This window comes from Vibrio sp. ES.051, assembly GCF_002563795.1.
Classification (GTDB): Bacteria; Pseudomonadota; Gammaproteobacteria; order Enterobacterales; family Vibrionaceae; genus Vibrio.
Genome location: NZ_PDJL01000004.1, coordinates 832,823 through 849,956, shown reverse-complemented (window position 1 = coordinate 849,956; position 17,134 = coordinate 832,823). Strand labels below are relative to the sequence as shown.

Annotated in this window: 15 protein-coding genes, 1 tRNA gene and 1 riboswitch; of the genes, 12 read left to right on the top strand and 4 right to left on the bottom strand. The window is 44.7% G+C overall.

Annotated features, from left to right (window positions below):
• Nucleotides 1-38: 38 nt before the first annotated feature.
• Entirely contained in the window at nt 39-1,028 is a 990-nt protein-coding gene (gene moaA, locus ATG66_RS10390) for a GTP 3',8-cyclase MoaA (protein WP_098415893.1), read from the bottom strand.
• Nucleotides 1,017-1,151: riboswitch (molybdenum cofactor riboswitch) on the bottom strand. Its footprint overlaps the gene before it by 12 nt.
• A gap of 175 nt (nt 1,152-1,326) precedes the next feature.
• On the opposite strand from moaA, the gene ATG66_RS10385 reads away from it, so the two are divergent.
• Nucleotides 1,327-2,223 carry a YvcK family protein gene (locus ATG66_RS10385; RefSeq protein ID WP_098415224.1) on the top strand — a complete coding sequence of 299 codons (897 nt, stop codon included), beginning with the start codon at nt 1,327-1,329 and terminating at the stop codon, nt 2,221-2,223.
• Nucleotides 2,224-2,352: 129 nt separating this feature from the next.
• Here ATG66_RS10385 and luxU read toward each other — a convergent pair whose 3' ends face one another.
• From luxU to uvrB, 3 genes are all read right to left on the bottom strand, one after another.
• Nucleotides 2,353-2,697, bottom strand: a complete 345-nt coding sequence (gene luxU / locus ATG66_RS10380) for a quorum-sensing phosphorelay protein LuxU (protein WP_098415223.1) — start codon at nt 2,695-2,697, stop codon at nt 2,353-2,355.
• Nucleotides 2,694-4,100: a quorum-sensing sigma-54 dependent transcriptional regulator LuxO gene (luxO, locus tag ATG66_RS10375; protein WP_179885634.1), complete on the bottom strand. Its 1,407-nt coding sequence runs from the start codon at nt 4,098-4,100 to the stop codon at nt 2,694-2,696. Before luxO ends, luxU begins: the two co-directional genes overlap by 4 nt.
• Before the next feature lie 312 nt (nt 4,101-4,412).
• Entirely contained in the window at nt 4,413-6,443 is a 2,031-nt protein-coding gene (uvrB, locus tag ATG66_RS10370; protein WP_098415222.1) for an excinuclease ABC subunit UvrB, read from the bottom strand.
• Nucleotides 6,444-7,985: 1,542 nt separating this feature from the next.
• Here uvrB and ATG66_RS10365 point away from each other — a divergent pair.
• From ATG66_RS10365 to ATG66_RS10315, 11 genes are all read left to right on the top strand, one after another.
• Nucleotides 7,986-8,660: an XRE family transcriptional regulator gene (locus tag ATG66_RS10365; RefSeq protein WP_098415221.1), complete on the top strand. Its 675-nt coding sequence runs from the start codon at nt 7,986-7,988 to the stop codon at nt 8,658-8,660.
• A gap of 255 nt (nt 8,661-8,915) precedes the next feature.
• Nucleotides 8,916-8,991: transfer RNA gene (locus tag ATG66_RS10360), tRNA-Asn, on the top strand.
• Between the two features lie 336 nt (nt 8,992-9,327).
• Nucleotides 9,328-9,906: an electron transport complex subunit RsxA gene (gene rsxA / locus ATG66_RS10355; RefSeq protein WP_098415220.1), complete on the top strand. Its 579-nt coding sequence runs from the start codon at nt 9,328-9,330 to the stop codon at nt 9,904-9,906.
• 3 nt (nt 9,907-9,909) lie between these two features.
• On the top strand, nt 9,910-10,506 hold the full coding sequence (gene rsxB / locus ATG66_RS10350; RefSeq protein ID WP_098415219.1) for an electron transport complex subunit RsxB: 597 nt from the start codon (nt 9,910-9,912) through the stop codon (nt 10,504-10,506).
• 8 nt (nt 10,507-10,514) lie between these two features.
• Nucleotides 10,515-12,923, top strand: a complete 2,409-nt coding sequence (gene rsxC / locus ATG66_RS10345; RefSeq protein WP_098415218.1) for an electron transport complex subunit RsxC — start codon at nt 10,515-10,517, stop codon at nt 12,921-12,923.
• Nucleotides 12,923-13,969 carry an electron transport complex subunit RsxD gene (rsxD, locus tag ATG66_RS10340; RefSeq protein WP_098415217.1) on the top strand — a complete coding sequence of 349 codons (1,047 nt, stop codon included), beginning with the start codon at nt 12,923-12,925 and terminating at the stop codon, nt 13,967-13,969. The genes rsxC and rsxD overlap by 1 nt, the downstream gene beginning before the upstream one ends.
• A gap of 7 nt (nt 13,970-13,976) precedes the next feature.
• Nucleotides 13,977-14,609, top strand: coding sequence for an electron transport complex subunit RsxG (gene rsxG, locus ATG66_RS10335; protein WP_098415216.1), 633 nt, complete (start codon nt 13,977-13,979; stop codon nt 14,607-14,609).
• Nucleotides 14,609-15,301: an electron transport complex subunit E gene (locus tag ATG66_RS10330; RefSeq protein ID WP_098415215.1), complete on the top strand. Its 693-nt coding sequence runs from the start codon at nt 14,609-14,611 to the stop codon at nt 15,299-15,301. Before rsxG ends, ATG66_RS10330 begins: the two co-directional genes overlap by 1 nt.
• A 79-nt stretch (nt 15,302-15,380) precedes the next feature.
• On the top strand, nt 15,381-16,022 hold the full coding sequence (gene nth, locus ATG66_RS10325; protein ID WP_098415214.1) for an endonuclease III: 642 nt from the start codon (nt 15,381-15,383) through the stop codon (nt 16,020-16,022).
• A gap of 32 nt (nt 16,023-16,054) precedes the next feature.
• Nucleotides 16,055-16,471 carry a lactoylglutathione lyase gene (gene gloA, locus ATG66_RS10320; protein WP_098415213.1) on the top strand — a complete coding sequence of 139 codons (417 nt, stop codon included), beginning with the start codon at nt 16,055-16,057 and terminating at the stop codon, nt 16,469-16,471.
• A 139-nt stretch (nt 16,472-16,610) separates the two neighbouring features.
• Nucleotides 16,611-17,045 (top strand): DUF2753 domain-containing protein, encoded by a 435-nt coding sequence (locus tag ATG66_RS10315; RefSeq protein WP_098415212.1) that lies wholly within the window; start codon nt 16,611-16,613, stop codon nt 17,043-17,045.
• Nucleotides 17,046-17,134: the final 89 nt, after the last annotated feature.

Sequence of the window (17,134 nt, the reverse complement as noted above, 5' to 3'; positions counted from 1 at the left end):
GCCTATTCCTAAGCTTTCTCTATAAAATTTGACTACGTTTAACCGCCGATAGACGCAAGATGTGGCGTCATACCCGTATTGCCATCATGCAAGAAGTGACTGACCGACTTGGTTTGCAGCTGCGCTTGGATACGTTCAATCAGTTCGCTTTCTTGGTTGTCACGCTCAAGCAGATCGCGTAGCTCCACGCCATGCTCGCCAAATAAACACAAGTGCAACTTACCCATTGCAGAAACACGCAGTCGATTGCAGCTTTCACAAAAGTCCTTCTCATAAGGCATGATCAAACCGATTTCACCTTTGTAATCTGGATGAACGAATACTTGTGCAGGGCCGTCATTATGCGAGCGAACTTTAAGTAGCCAGCCATTGGCAATTAACTGATTACGAATAGCAACGCCAGAGACGTGATGCTTATTGAATAAGTCATCCATCTCTCCTGTTTGCATCAACTCGATAAAACGTAATTGGATAGGACGACCTTTTATCCAGTTAAGAAATGCAGGCAGCTCCTGATGGTTTAGGTCTTTCATCAACACGACATTAACTTTGACCTGCTCATAACCGACTTCAAACGCGCGCTCGATCCCATTCATCACTTCAGTAAACTTATTTTCACCCGTGATTTGATGGAACATACGCGGGTCTAAGCTATCCACACTCACATTGATGTGTGTTAAGCCAGCTTCACGCCAGTCTGCGACTTGCTTTTCCATTCTGTAACCATTGGTCGTGGTTGCGACTTTTTGAATGCCCGGCGTCGTCGCCACAGATTGGATGATGTCGGTAAAGTCTTTACGTAAACTTGGTTCACCACCAGTAATGCGCACTTTTGACGTGCCACAATCAGCGAACGCTTTTACGACCCGTTTAATTTCAGGGAGAGATAAAAAAGACGAGTTTTTTTTTCCCGACGGCTTGTAGCCATCAGGGAGGCAATAGGTACATTTGAAATTACACACATCTGTCACAGACAGACGCAAGTAATAGAACTTACGATGAAATTTGTCTTCGAATTGTTGCGCCACGGAACACCTTTCCAAACACGGGAGGCATGGTCATTTCCAATCATGCCCTTGTGGCAGTATGCCACTGGCTCAAAACGCTTATCCTTGGACTTAGCAATTGTGAGCTCGGAGTTATGGCAACCAGAAGTATGAAACCTCTGATAGCTTTACGCTGTAAAATACTTAATATTTGTATTGGAATCCAGAGTTGAGTAATAAAAAAACTCTTCAGAGACACAATTTACCGCTTATTGAGTACCTTTCAAACACTCATTAATATAAATTGTAGTCGTTTTTACAAGATTATTAGAAGAACGTAATGAATATCTATACAGATAAAAAAGTGGTCGCTGTGGGTGGTGGTCATGGCTTAGGGCGAATGTTAGCAGCGCTAAGAGATTTTGGTGGTAACGCCACCGGTATTGTCGCCACAACTGATAATGGCGGCTCGACAGGACGTATTCGTCATTGCCAAGGTGGTATTGCTTGGGGTGACACTCGTAACTGTATCAATCAGTTGATCACAGAACCGTCGATCAGTTCAATGATGTTTGAGTATCGCTTCAAAGGGACTGGGGAACTAGACGGTCACAATCTTGGCAACTTGATGCTTACAGCGTTAGATAACTTATCGGTCAGACCCTTAGATGCTATTAATCTGATCCGCAACATGCTGAAAGTCGACGTCAATATTCTCCCTATGTCTGAACATCCTTCCGATCTTTCAGCGCTATCTGTCGATGGTAAATGGGTGACGGGTGAGACCAACGTGGATGAAATGGACGCCGATTTACAACGCTTAGATCTCTCGCCAGAAGTGCCAGCTACCAAAGAAGCGATTAGCGCATTGGTTGAAGCGGACGCGATCATCCTTGGTCCTGGAAGCTTCCTGACCAGCATCATGCCACCATTACTGTTACCAGAGTTGGGTAAAGCCATCGCAGCAAACGAGAGTGCAAAAGTAATTTTTGTTGCTAACTTAAGCCCTGAATATGGTCCAGCCGGACGTATGACGATGGCACAAAAATTAGAATGGTGTGAACGGGCTTGCCAAGGCAGAAAAATAGACGTGGTACTTGCAGAAGAAGCCGATCAAGAAGTATTAAGCCAGTGGAATGTAGTTACTGAGTCATTAGCGTCAACAAACCGAGACTGGCGACACGATCGAGACAAGCTAAAACTTGCAATTGAAAACCAATTACTTCCAACCCTTTAATGGTAACGGGCTTTAAAGACGAATCGCCACACGGCTCATTTGTGGCGTATAGCTTAGCCCCCTTCCACGTCGGTGAAGCATTTGCTTCTAACGAAGATTATTTAGTAAAACTATAAGCTGATATATAACTTATTGCCGCCAATCGCGGTAAGCTTCCCGCGTTTTATGCAGAAGATTAAGCATCATTGCCAGCTCCTCGGCTTTTTCGTCTAGCTCACCGGTTTTGGCTTTCTTATCGATAGCTACCGCCAATGCGCATAAGCGATCAGCACCAAAACTGGCCGCACTGCTTTTCAATGCGTGACTGATTTCTTTTAAATACTTCAATCGTTCTGTACCTTGATAGAGCGATAGATTCTCAATGTAAACATCCATCTCTCCCAAGAAAATATCGAGCAGAACAGGGACATTATCATGACCAATTTCCATCGACAGTTCGTCTATTTTCTGCTGATTTAAGACCTTCACACTCATACTTTCTGCCGCTCCTCCTTGCCGTTCCATGCTTGTAATTTGCGGTAAAGCGTCGACGGACTAACATCAAGATACCCCGCTGCTCGAGGAATATTGCCATCGCACACTTCTATTGCTTGCTCTATTGCCATTTTTTCTGTCATCCATAAAGGCATAATGTCAGATGCTGTCATCATCTTAGGCTCGATTAATTTTGCCATGGACAACGGACGATCGAGTGGCTGATTCAGTGGCGGAGGTAGCATATCTAACGTAATTTCTTTACCGTTATTTAGAACAACGATATTACGCAATACGTTTTGTAGTTGACGAACGTTGCCCGGCCATTCATAGCTATTAAATCGAGCTATCACATCTGGCGCGAAACGGATAAAATTTTTCCCCTCTTCATGCGACATGTAACCCAAAAGTGAGTACGCAATTTCAATAACATCTTCGCCACGTTCGCGTAAAGGTGGCAGATGCAACGGAATCACGTAGAGACGATAGTACAAGTCTTCACGAAACCGCCCTTCTTGTACTTCTTTCCACGGGTCACGGTTAGTCGCACACACAAAACGCACATCCACACTCTTCATTTTCGAAGAGCCGACTTTTTGGAACGTACCCGTTTGGATAAAACGTAATAACTTGGTTTGTAAGTCCAAGTCCATTTCACATAACTCATCAAGGAACAGTGTGCCACCATCAGCTAGCTCAGCAGCACCTTGACGGTCATTCGCAGCACCGGTAAACGCCCCTTTTACGTGACCGAATAACTCACTTTCGATCAAATCTTTCGGGATAGCGGCACAGTTAATAGCGATAAACGGCTTGTCTCCTCGCTTACTCGCGGCATGAATTGCTTCCGCACATACCTCTTTACCAGTACCACTTTCACCAGTAATGAAGATGCTTGCTTTACTGCTCGCTGCAGAGTCAATGGTGCGATAGACCTGTTGCATGGTTTGACTGCTACCGATGAAGCCCTGATAACTTTGGTTGCCGGGATTATCGGCCTCATTTTTTAGCTTGGTCGCTTTACGAATGGCATTATTGACCGTGACGCGTAGCCGATCAGCTTCGCATGGTTTAATCAAGAAATCTTGAGAGCCATGGCGCATTGCCTCTACCGCGGTATCGATAGAGCCATGAGCGGTCATAAAAATAATCGGTACGTCCGGGTGGCTTTTTTTAACAGCGTGTAATACATCCATCCCTGTCATATCTGGTAGACGGAGATCGAGTAAAATAAGATCTGGAATTCGATGCTTGAGACTCTCAATCGCATCTCTACCTGTACCAACAATATTAATGTCGATCCCTAAAGGGGTCAGGTATGAACGATAAAGTGCCGCAACTGATATGGTATCCTCAACCATTAACAGGTAACGAGTTTTTTGGCCTTCTGACTTTTGTTGCATAATATAGCTAATTTTTGTTGTATTTTAAACAATAATCGCATTACGCTTTGCATTTTGCAAACAGTCTATTGAATTACGGCTAATTGAAAATATTAAAAAATGATATCAATCACTTAAAAAATGGCATAAATCATGCTGTTGTATCTACTGACCCTCGGGTCACCTAGCCAATTGACGTTGTTAGTGAACGGCATGTTCACAAAACAAGCCAATAGACCCGACTGCCTATTGGCTTCTTTTTTTCTTCTACTTTATTTATTAAGCCACAACGCTCTTGCTCAAACTTGAACGATGAAGGCTAACAGACTCTGTTTAGCTGTTCGTAATAAACTGCGCTCGTAGTTTTTCAATTTCATCACGTTTTTGTGCCGCTAACTCAAATTCTAAGTCTTGTGCATGCTGGTACATAGTCGCTTCTAATCGACTGATTTCTTTTTCCAGCTGTTGTGGTGACATCACTTGGTAAGATTGAGATGGCTCCGCCACTTTCGACAATGGCACCTGCTTGGTATTACGTTGACGCTTAGATTTCGTAATATCCCCCAGTTCCATGATGTCTTTAATATTGCGTTTAAGCGCTTGCGGAGAGATACCCAGCTCTTCGTTGTAGGCTTTTTGCTTCTCTCGACGACGACTCGTCTCATCCATCGCCTTTTTCATTGAATTAGTGATTCGGTCTGCGTATAAGATAGCCCGCCCTTCAAGGTTACGTGCAGCGCGGCCAATGGTTTGAATCAAAGAACGTTCAGAACGCAAGAAGCCTTCTTTGTCTGCATCCAAGATCGCCACCAGCGAAACTTCTGGCATGTCCAAACCTTCTCGTAACAAGTTGATACCCACCAGCACATCAAACTCACCAAGACGAAGATCGCGAATAATTTCCACACGTTCTACCGTGTCGATGTCTGAATGTAGATAACGCACCCGTACGTCATGCTCGTGCAGATATTCGGTTAGATCTTCTGCCATTCGTTTGGTTAATGTCGTCACCAACACACGTTCATCTTTAATCGAGCGAATACGGATTTCAGAGAGTAAATCATCCACTTGCGTCGTAACTGGACGAACTTCCAGTTCTGGATCGAGCAATCCTGTAGGACGGACAACTTGATCAGCCACCTCTCCTGCTGATTTTTCTAGCTCGTAATTCCCTGGTGTTGCAGAGACAAAAATGGTCTGTGGTGCTAAAGATTCAAACTCTTCAAATTTAAGCGGTCGGTTATCCAAAGCAGAAGGTAAGCGGAAACCAAATTCAACCAAGGTCTCTTTACGAGAACGGTCACCTTTGTACATCGCACCAATCTGCGGCACAGTCACGTGCGACTCATCGATCATCAATAAACCATCATGAGGTAAGTAGTCGAAAAGCGTTGGAGGCGGCTCACCTTCCGAGCGCCCACTAAGATAGCGAGAATAATTTTCAATACCGGAGCAAAAACCCAGCTCATTCATCATTTCGATATCAAATTGAGTGCGCTGACTAATGCGCTGCTCTTCTAACAGCTTGTTGTTATCTAAAAACTGTTTTTTCCTTACTTCTAACTCGACTTTAATATGTTCAATCGCTTCAAGAATACGCTCTCGCGGAGTCACGTAGTGGGTCTTAGGATAGATGGTATAACGTGGTAAATCTCGCTGCTTAACCACGCCAGTGAGCGGGTCGAACACGCTGATGCAATCTACTTCATCATCAAACATTTCGATACGAACGGCATCTTGTTCAGATTCTGCAGGAAAGATATCAATCACTTCGCCACGCACACGGAACTGACCACGTTCGAAAGCCACGTCATTACGTGAATACTGTAACTCGGCCAAGCGGCGCAACATATCACGTTGATCGATCACATCGCCTCGACGTAAATGCAACATCATCTGAAGATAAGATTCAGGATCACCCAAGCCGTAAATGGCAGAAACAGAAGCAACGATAATGGCATCTTTGCGTTCCAGTAGCGCTTTTGTGGCAGACAAACGCATTTGCTCAATATGTGCATTTACCGATGCATCTTTTTCAATAAAGGTGTCCGTCGTCGGAACGTAAGCTTCAGGTTGATAATAATCATAGTAAGAAACAAAATACTCTACAGCATTATTAGGAAAGAATGATTTCATCTCTCCGTAAAGCTGAGCAGCAAGGGTTTTATTCGGCGCCAGCAATATGACTGGTCTTTGTGCTTTTGCAATCACATTCGCTAACGTGAACGTTTTACCAGAACCTGTCACTCCCAGCAGTGTTTGATGCGCTAGGCCCGCGTCTAACCCCTCAAGCAATTGGTTGATCGCTGCCGGTTGATCTCCTGACGGTTGATAACCAGAAACCAGTTCATAGACTTTACTCATACCCTTCCTCAACTCTGCTGCTTCTCGGCTGTATATATATACACCTTAGCCAATGAAATCTACGCCTATCGAAAATTTACCGTCTATTGTTAATAAAATTTCTTGTTTGTCTATATCGAGATAGTCTTATCTCATTCGCTCTGATATAGTATTTCGCCCTAGTTAAAGACCTCCCTTCAATTTTTAGTCTTTAGTTTCCACAGCTTTTCCCCAAAAAACACTTTAAAGTTCCTTCATCCCCAAAAGCTTAATTTTTATTCATTTTAAATACATCTTACTTAATTTGAACAAATCACTGTTTTATTTGCGTATTTGGTGCATAAATCTACGTAAAAACCCAGACAATACAAAACCTGTTGCATTTAATAAAAGTTTACTCAGATCTCATCAACACACTTATCCACAAATTTAGTGGATAAGTAACTACAGCTCTTTACTGGTAAGCAATACAAAAAAGTAAAGTATTCTAGATAATATTTTTTGCTAAAAATGTATTTTTTTACGGTTGACATGTAGCCCGCCGCGCGCCGTGATAAATGAAACCGCATAAAATGGGAATGTTGACAATTTTCACTTTATACGGTTTTTTTGTTAACTGGTTAAACGGGGTTTAAACGGCAGTTTCACTCTCTGGTTTAAATTTAGAGTTATAATCCTGCTCGCTGCGTTATATAGGAGGAAACGGATTCACCTCGATTATTGTTTTTTCTCACATCTAAAGCTTTTGATACTTGGTCTTTCATAGCAGCTAATTGAATTTAGCAGCTAGCTTTACCAATTCAACTTCCCGCATTTCATTGAGCCTCATTGTGTTGCCTTTGATTCTCGCTTTAAAAACGGTAATTGATTGTCTAAGTTGTACATGTCATCTCGGTTTGGCACTCACGCTCTGTTCAAGTTGGGAGTGCTGACAGCCTGAACGGCACGCTTTATAAAGCTTGATGCGTTCCCTGTTCGCAGAGGAAAATGGCTTCTGTTGATTCTCGGCACACTCATTGACTAATGATTTATCGATTAAATGATTGACAGTAAAAGGTTTTGGTCATGTACAATCCTTCCGCCCACTAAGTCATAACCTAGAATTTTCGATAGCTTTTCCATTATCTTTATTTAGATACTTCAAGTCTTTGAACTCCCTACCATGCTCAGGTGCGTGATGCTTTAATGCACTTTTGTACAGTCCTAGGAGAGTAGCTGTGCTCTAAAGCCCAACTACGACAGCTGTACACGCTGCCTTTATGTCTCTTTCAGTGACTATATCCATGCTTTCAGTTACACTCTTTTCTCTGTTCGCAGTGCGAACCGTTAATATTCCCACGGTACGCAGCAGGTCCCGTAGTACGCACAATAGTGCGCACCTTAGCTATTTACAACACCATAGAACGCATCCTTTTCACAATACGCGTTCTTTAGCACGCACTGTTTTTATCTATCTAATAAATAAAGAGTTTTCAAAAATAGGATCTTACTGTGTCAAAAAGGATCGAAGATCCGATTCTGAAGATAAAAATCGGATCGGTATCAGCGCGAATAGAATCTCTCATGAACGGAGATAGCATCAGGAAGTTTGCCAGTAAAACGGATGTGTCCGAGGGGGCGCTACGTAAAATCTTGAAAGGCTCTGTACCTAACATTGAAACGGCAGCGAAAATCGCTATTAACTGCGGTGTAAGCCTTGACTGGCTTATCATGGGCACGGAAAACCCTCAGGAAGAGCTGCACAGGCAGGAAGAGCAGTCAAGCACATCGGTGAAGACAACGCTAGGTGAGTATAAGGTACGACGCTTCCCAGACTTTAACGAAGAATTTTGCTTGGTGCCTGGTTACCACATTCAAGTGTCCGCAGGCAGTGGCTGCAACGCCTTCGATGAAGAACCCAAGCGCTGGCTTGCGTTCCGCAGGAAGTATCTTAAGTTCAAAGGGCTAACTCCAGAACGCTGCGCTGTTGTATTCGTGAAAGGAGACTCGATGGCTGACACTATCACTGATAATGACTCACTGCTGATTGATACTGGCTCAAGAACGCCTATCGACGGTCATATCTACGTTGTTCGCCTTGGCGACGAACTATATGCAAAACGAGTTCAGAAGAGTTTCGATGGCTCGCTAGTTCTGATTAGCGACAACAAAGACTATGGGCCGATTACTGTTCCAAAAGCACAGCTCAATGAGCTATGCATTGTTGGTAAAGTGGTTCAACGAGCAACGGATCTTTAAATAGGATTTAAACAGAGAAACGGATGCTTACGCTCAAAACAGCCGTTTTCTTATTCCATGTGGGTCAACGCAAAGTATTCTATCTTTTTTCTCATTTCTAGTGGATTTCAGGATTCCTCAGTGATAACATCCTGAACCGTTGAAAGACAAGGCATTGCCGACGAATTCCGGCCAAATCCTATCTATTCCTTAGTTATCATTCTAAGTGATGGGTTACACCTCGGTAAGATTCTTCCCGCTTTCATACAAAGCAGTTCCTCCTTAGCTCAGTTGGTAGAGCGACGGACTGTTAATCCGCAGGTCGCTGGTTCGAGCCCAGCAGGAGGAGCCAAATTTAAGAAAAAAGCTCAGTTTAAGAACTGGGCTTTTTCATTTTAAACTTGGCATTGCTAACTTGAACCTAATGCAGAGTGCCTGGTTTCTATCTAATAGTCTCGCTGAGCATGGGGTTTCTAAGCTTAAAAAACCCCCTATCAAAGCATAAAACAACGCCTTTTCTTCGTAGAAACCATTCACTCGACTTTTTAATTTCTCATTCATTCATCCAGCATTCCTCTCATAGACGACTATTTTCCCATCGTGTACATAAAACCACATCGTTCACCGGTTGTTATTGGTGTCGCAAAACACGATAATATTGAGATCGGATTTTCAGAACGTAATAACTATGACCGAATATGTTTTGTTGTTAGTCGGCACTGTGCTGGTGAACAACTTTGTACTAGTGAAGTTTTTAGGCTTATGTCCTTTTATGGGCGTGTCCAAAAAACTCGAAACAGCAATAGGTATGGGCTTTGCGACAACTTTTGTCCTCACGCTTGCATCAGTGTGCGCGTATCTAGTGGAAAGCTACATACTTCGCCCACTCGGTATTGAATACCTTCGAACCATGAGTTTTATTTTGGTGATAGCCGTTGTGGTGCAGTTCACCGAAATGGTTGTGCACAAAACAAGCCCAACACTTTATCGCTTACTCGGAATTTTCTTACCGCTGATCACAACAAACTGCGCGGTATTAGGTGTCGCGCTTCTCAACATCAATGAAAACCACAACTTTATTGAATCAATTATCTACGGCTTCGGGGCCGCTGTCGGCTTCTCACTGGTATTAATACTGTTTGCATCTATGCGTGAGCGCATTGCTGCCGCAGATGTTCCAATACCTTTTAAAGGGGCATCGATTGCAATGATTACCGCGGGTTTAATGTCATTAGCCTTTATGGGCTTTACAGGTTTGGTGAAGTAAGCGATGAGTACGATTCTAATGGCGATCATCGCGCTAGCGGTTCTTGCCGCGATTTTTGGCGCAATACTTGGTTTTGCTTCCATTCGCTTCAAAGTTGAGGCGGACCCGATTGTAGATCAAATCGATGCGATCTTACCCCAGACCCAATGTGGTCAATGTGGCTACCCTGGTTGCCGACCTTATGCAGAGGCAATTGCGAATGGTGATCACATCAACAAATGCCCTCCCGGCGGTCAAGCGACGATCGAAAAGCTAGCCGACCTAATGGGCGTTGAACCAGAAGAATCAGCGCACGATCTCGACAGCAAAATCCCAACCGTTGCATTTATCCACGAAGATATGTGTATCGGTTGTACTAAATGCATTCAGGCTTGTCCTGTTGATGCCATTGTTGGCGGTACAAAAGCTGTACACACCGTAATTAAAGATGAATGTACGGGTTGTGACTTGTGTGTGGCACCGTGTCCGACCGATTGTATTGAAATGATTCCTGTGGCCACCACCACAGAAAGCTGGAAATGGCAACTTAACTCCATTCCAGTGCTTAACATTACGGATGCTGCCGATGATGCAGTGAACGTGAAAGATTCAATTAAGTAAGGTTTCGTATGTTGTCTTTGATTGAACAAATTCGTACAGGCTCACTTTGGGATTTCCCAGGTGGTGTGCATCCGGCAGAGAACAAAGCGCAGTCCAATAAAACAGAGCTCGTCCACGCATCCATTCCATCGGAAATCGTATTACCGTTAAAACAGCACATTGGCAAAGCCGGTAACTTATTAGTTTCCGAGGGTGATGACGTTTTAAAAGGCCAACCATTAACGCAATCAGAAACAGGGTTTACCGTTCCTGTTCACGCGCCTACGTCAGGCAAAATTACTGCGATAGAGCCACGAACCGTTGCCCACCCATCAGGGCTCAGTGAGTTATGTGCTGTTATCACGCCCGACGGAAATGACACTTGGGGTGAGAAAACTCCTGTCGCCGATTACACTCAAGAATCGCCTGATTCATTAATTGATATTATTCGTCTTGCGGGTATTTCAGGTATGGGCGGTGCAGGTTTTCCAACAGCGAAAAAGATCCAATCCGGTTTCGCGCGCACCGAAATTCTTATCGTCAATGCAGCCGAGTGCGAACCATACATCACATCTGATGACAAGCTCATGCAAGAACATGCCGACGAGCTGATTCAGGGAATCGAAATTGTCGAGCATATCCTATCGCCTAAATTGACCATCATTGGTATCGAAGATAACAAACCAGAAGCCGTCAAAGCATTAGAAGCAGCCGCTCTGAATAAAGATATTGTTATTCGCGTTATTCCAACCAAATACCCTTCTGGTGGTGAAAAGCAATTGATCAAACTTTTAACCAATAAAGAAGTGCCAAGCGGCGCAATTCCGGCTGATATTGGGATTTTGGTTCAAAATGTGGGTTCTCTTTACTCTATCAAACGCGCAATCATCGATGGCGAACCGATGATAGAGCGAGTCGTTACACTCACCGGCAAAACCTTTAAACAACCACGCAACGTATGGGCGTTATTGGGCACACCGGTACAAGCATTGCTCGACGAGTTTGGCTATAAAGCAGATAAGAAGTTACAGCGCTTGATCATGGGCGGCCCAATGATGGGCTTTACTCTGCCCCACTCTCAAGTACCTATAACCAAGACAGCAAACTGTATCCTGGCTCCGACTTGCAGAGAGATCTCACCGCACCAATATGAGATGGAATGTATTCGTTGTAGTCAATGTGCTGACGCTTGCCCTGCGTCACTGTTGCCTCAACAGCTGCAATGGTATGCGAAAGCAGAAGAGTACGACAAACTCGAAGAACTTAATCTTAAAGATTGTATCGAATGTGGTGCTTGTGCATTTGTGTGCCCAAGTGAAATTCCACTCGTACAGTACTACCGTCAAGCAAAAGCGGAAATTCGAACCAGAGCACAAGAAGCGGAAGCGGCCGAACGCGCGAAGCTGCGCTTTGAAGAGAAGAAAGCGCGTATGGAGCGCGAAAAAGCAGAGCGTGAAAATCGCTTTAAGAAAGCGGCTGATCAGCGTCGTAAAGATATGAAGTCTTCCGGTGGTGATGATGCTATCGCTGCCGCTATCGCGCGTGTCAAAGCAAAAGACACAAAAATACAAGAAAAAACAGAGTCAACGGTTAAACCAGCGGTCGCCGCTGCTATCGCAAAGGCGAAGGCAAAACAAGCTGCCGCAGCTGATGCTAACTCAAGCGAGCCTGATAACTCAGAAATGGCAAAGCTGCGTGAAGAACGCAAACGTCTGGCGCGCGAACGCAAAGCGCAGAGAGAGCAAGACGACCCCTCTGTAAATAATGCTGATGACAAGAAGTCGGCCGTTGCAGCTGCCATTGCTCGGGCTAAAGCACGTAAAGCAAAACAAGAAGACTCGACCGAAACGGTAGAAGCTGAGACGCCTACTGAGCCAACAGACGATCCGAAAAAAGCGGCGGTTGCTGCCGCCATTGCTCGGGCTAAAGCACGTAAAGCAAAGCAAGAATCCGAACCCAAACCTGCTGAAGATGAAGCGCCTGCTGAACAAACTGAAGATCCGAAGAAAGCCGCCGTTGCCGCTGCTATTGCACGCGCTAAGGCTCGTAAAGCGAAACAAGCAGACCCAACCGAAACGGTAGAAGCTGAAACGCCTGCTGAACAAACAGACGATCCGAAAAAAGCGGCGGTTGCTGCCGCCATTGCACGCGCTAAGGCTCGTAAAGCGAAACAAGCAGACTCAACTGAAACCGAAGAAGCTGAAGCGCCTGCTGAGCAAGCTGAAGATCCGAAAAAAGCCGCGGTTGCTGCCGCTATTGCACGGGCTAAAGCACGTAAAGCACAGCAAGAATCCGACCCCAAACCTGCTGAAGATGAAGCGCCTGCTGAGCAAGCAGACGATCCGAAAAAAGCAGCGGTTGCTGCCGCCATTGCACGAGCTAAAGCTCGCAAAGCTCAGCAAGACGCAAATAAAAACAATACCGAGGAGAACGAGTAGTGTCGTTTTTTATTGCCAGTTCACCGCATACCCACAGCCGTCGTAGTACGCCTGATTTAATGAAATGGGTGGCACTTTGTGCACTCCCAGGTTTAGCGGCTCAGACCTACTTCTTTGGGTGGGGCACACTCATTCAGCTCATTTTTGCCATCGCTGTCGCTGTATCACTAGAAGCGTTAGTGATGCTCTGTCGTAAGCGTTCACCGATGCGAGCACTGCGTGATAACAGCGCGATTGTTACCGCTTGGTTATTAGCCGTCGCAATTCCGCCGTGGTCTCCTTGGTGGATCATGGTGATCGGTTTAATCTTTGCTATCGTCATCGCGAAGCACCTCTATGGTGGCCTTGGTCAAAATCTATTTAATCCGGCCATGGTCGCTTACGTCGTTTTACTGATCTCCTTTCCTGTACAAATGACAAGTTGGAGTGCACCGACCTTACTCATCCCTGATCACGTAAACTTTGCAGACACGCTATCGCTGATTTTTACCGGTTATGATTATGATGGCTTATCGTTACAACAAGTGCGCTCAAGTGTTGATGGCGTAACAATGGCGACACCACTTGATGCATTTAAGACGGGAATCCTTACCGGAGCAACGCCAAACGAAGTGTTTTCACAACCTATATTCGGTGGCCTAGCTGGCATTGGTTGGCAATGGGTTAACCTTGCTTACTTCATTGGTGGCATGGTGATGATCAAAAAACGCATCATTCAATGGTATATTCCAGCTGGTTTCCTTGCGAGCTTGACACTATTTAGTCTAGTTTTCAGCTTACTGACTCCGGGGGAAACAGGGTCACCAATCTTCCATTGGTTATCTGGTGCTACGATGCTTGGCGCGTTCTTTATCGCCACAGACCCGGTATCAGCTTCTACCACCGTTAAAGGCCGTTTGATTTTTGGTGCGCTTATTGGCGCTTTAGTCTTCATCATTCGCAGTTGGGGCGGCTTCCCAGATGGCGTCGCATTCGCAGTACTGCTCGCCAACATGTGTGTTCCGCTGATCGATTACTACACCAAACCTAGAACTTACGGTCACTGAGGTAAACATGTTAACCGCAATTAGAAAAAATGGTCTGACGCTCGCGATCTTTGCCTGTGCAACAACCGGACTGGTAGCATTCACTCAGTACCTAACCAAAGATCAAATTAAGGAACAAGAACAACAACAGTTACTCTCTGTTTTGAATCAAGTCATACCAGAGACCATGCATGACAACGCGCTAACGCAGGCATGTACTATGGTCACATCACCAGAGCTTGGTACGCTGCGTGCGATGCCGGCCTACCTCGCGTCCAAAAATGGTGTGCCGACCGCCATCGCGGTAGAATCGATTGCGCCGGATGGCTACAATGGTGACATCAAAGTTATTACTGGTATTGATAATCAAGGCAACATTCTGGGTTCTCGTGTTTTAAGTCATCAAGAAACCCCAGGTCTGGGCGATAAAATTGATCTCCGTGTCACTGATTGGATTTTGAGCTTTACTGGCAAACAAGTCACGGAAAGTAACTGGGACTCTTGGAAGGTACGTAAAGATGGTGGCGACTTTGATCAATTTACTGGTGCAACGATCACCCCAAGAGCGGTCGTAAAAGTGGTGCGAAACACCGTAAACTACGTAAATCGATCTCGTGAAGAAATTCTTAGTCAGCCTTTGGACTGTGAAGGAGAACAGTAATGAGTGACAACAAGCTGCTAATGAAAAACGGCATGTGGAACAATAACCCCGCTTTAGTACAACTATTGGGGTTGTGTCCACTGCTGGCAGTTTCATCCACTATAACAAATGCGCTGGGTCTTGGTATCGCAACACTGCTGGTATTGGTAGGATCAAATGTAACGGTTTCTCTGATTCGTAACTACGTGCCTAAAGAAATCCGTATCCCTATATTCGTGATGATCATTGCATCCCTCGTGACGTGTGTTCAATTACTCATGAATGCCTACGCGTATGGATTATACCTATCGCTTGGCATCTTTATTCCCTTAATCGTTACCAACTGCATCATTATTGGCCGTGCGGAAGCGTATGCATCGAAAAATGATGTCGTCCCTGCAACATTGGATGGCCTATGGATGGGCCTCGGTATGGCTAGCGTTTTGGTTGTGTTAGGTGCCATGCGTGAACTAATAGGTAATGGCACGTTATTCGACGGTGCAGACCTGCTTTTGGGTGACTGGGCTTCTGCATTGCGTATCCAAGTCTTCCAGTTTGATAATAGCTTCCTGTTGGCGTTACTACCTCCGGGCGCGTTTATCGGTGTCGGTCTGTTGATTGCGCTCAAAAATATTATCGATAACGTCATTCAGGCGCGCCAACCAAAAGAAGAAAAACCCACCATTGAACGCGCTCGTGTGACTAACACATAATAGAAGAAGAATAAAATCAAAGCTCGACTGCTAGCCGAGCCTTTTTCATACACCGCGCAGACGGGATTGGAAGTCAGCAATGAATAAAATAAAAAGAATTGAAATTCTTGAACGATTACGAGAAAACAACCCAAATCCTCAAACGGAACTGAACTGGAGTTCTCCTTTTGAACTACTTATCGCGGTACTGCTCTCAGCACAAGCCACTGACGTAAGTGTGAACAAAGCGACGGACAGGCTGTTTCCTGTGGCGAATACTCCGCAAAGTATTCTCAACTTAGGTGTCGATGGTTTAAAGGAGTACATCAAGACCATTGGCTTGTTTAATTCTAAAGCAGAAAACACCATCAAAACTTGTAAGATCTTGTTGGAAAAACACAATGGTGAAGTTCCTGAAGATCGCGCCGCGCTGGAAGCGCTACCAGGCGTTGGTCGTAAAACAGCAAACGTCGTGCTCAACACCGCATTTGGCTGGCCAACCATCGCCGTCGATACGCACATTTACCGCGTATCCAATCGTACTAAGTTTGCTATGGGAAAAACCGTCGACGACGTGGAAGAAAAATTATTAAAAGTCGTGCCAAAAGAGTTTAAGCTCGATGTGCACCACTGGCTCATTCTTCATGGCCGTTACACCTGTTTGGCGAGAAAGCCACGCTGCGGTAGCTGCATTGTTGAAGATTTGTGTGAGTATAAAGAGAAAGTATATCCAGACAACTAATGTTATCTAAAAATGAAAGCTAGGAGCAAAAAATGTCAAACGGTCGAATTCTCCACACTATGCTTCGCGTAGGTGATCTAGACAAATCCATCCAGTTTTACACTGAAGTGATGGGCATGCAGCTACTTCGTACCAACGAGAACAAAGAGTACGAATACACGCTTGCGTTTGTTGGTTACGGTGACGAATCTCAAGGTGCAGTGATTGAGCTGACTTATAACTGGGGTACAACTGAATATGAACTAGGTACTGCTTTCGGTCACATTGCCATTGGTGTTGATGACATCTACACAACGTGTGATGCCATCAAAACAGCGGGTGGTAATGTAACGCGTGAACCTGGTCCAGTGAAAGGTGGCAGCACACACATTGCATTCGTAAAAGACCCTGATGGTTACATGATTGAGCTTATCCAAAACAAACAAGCATCAGCAGGTCTGGAAGGCTAAGACTCACTATTTCAACTCAAGTTAAACATCGATTACAGGCAGGTCTGCGATCTGCCTGTCCTTTTATAAACAAAAGCCTTTGCTTGATAATAATTATCGTTTAGATTTGTTCATACCTTCGATATGCGAGATGACGATAATGATCAGTGAATGGGAAACACATACACTTCTAGCCGATACGGCACTTCAACTAGATGACCCTGTTCGCAGCATTCTTCATTACCAGCAAGCCTTAAATCTAAGTGAAGATATCAGCGAATGCGTGGAAATTGATGCAGACGAGCGGTTATTGATTTCAGTCATTTCTTGTCATAACTTAGCTCAGTTCTGGCGTTGGGCCGGAGACACTGACTATGAACTCAAATACCTTCAGCTGGCTTCTGAGAAAGTCTTAACGCTCATCCCACAATGCCCAAATAAAGAATGTGCAAGCTTTATCGACTCAATAGGATGTTGTACTAAGGCACTGATAGACTTCATGAAACGCCATCCTAACCCGACTATTGCTAAACAGGTTGAAAAAATCGATACCGCAACCAATTGCGAAGTGATTGCCAAATTCCGCTTAAACTAACATTCAAGTTAAACAGTAGAAAACACCGTTAAGAAACTTGGCAAAGTACAAATAGAATATTATTAACAATGTCAGTAAATAAAAACGCC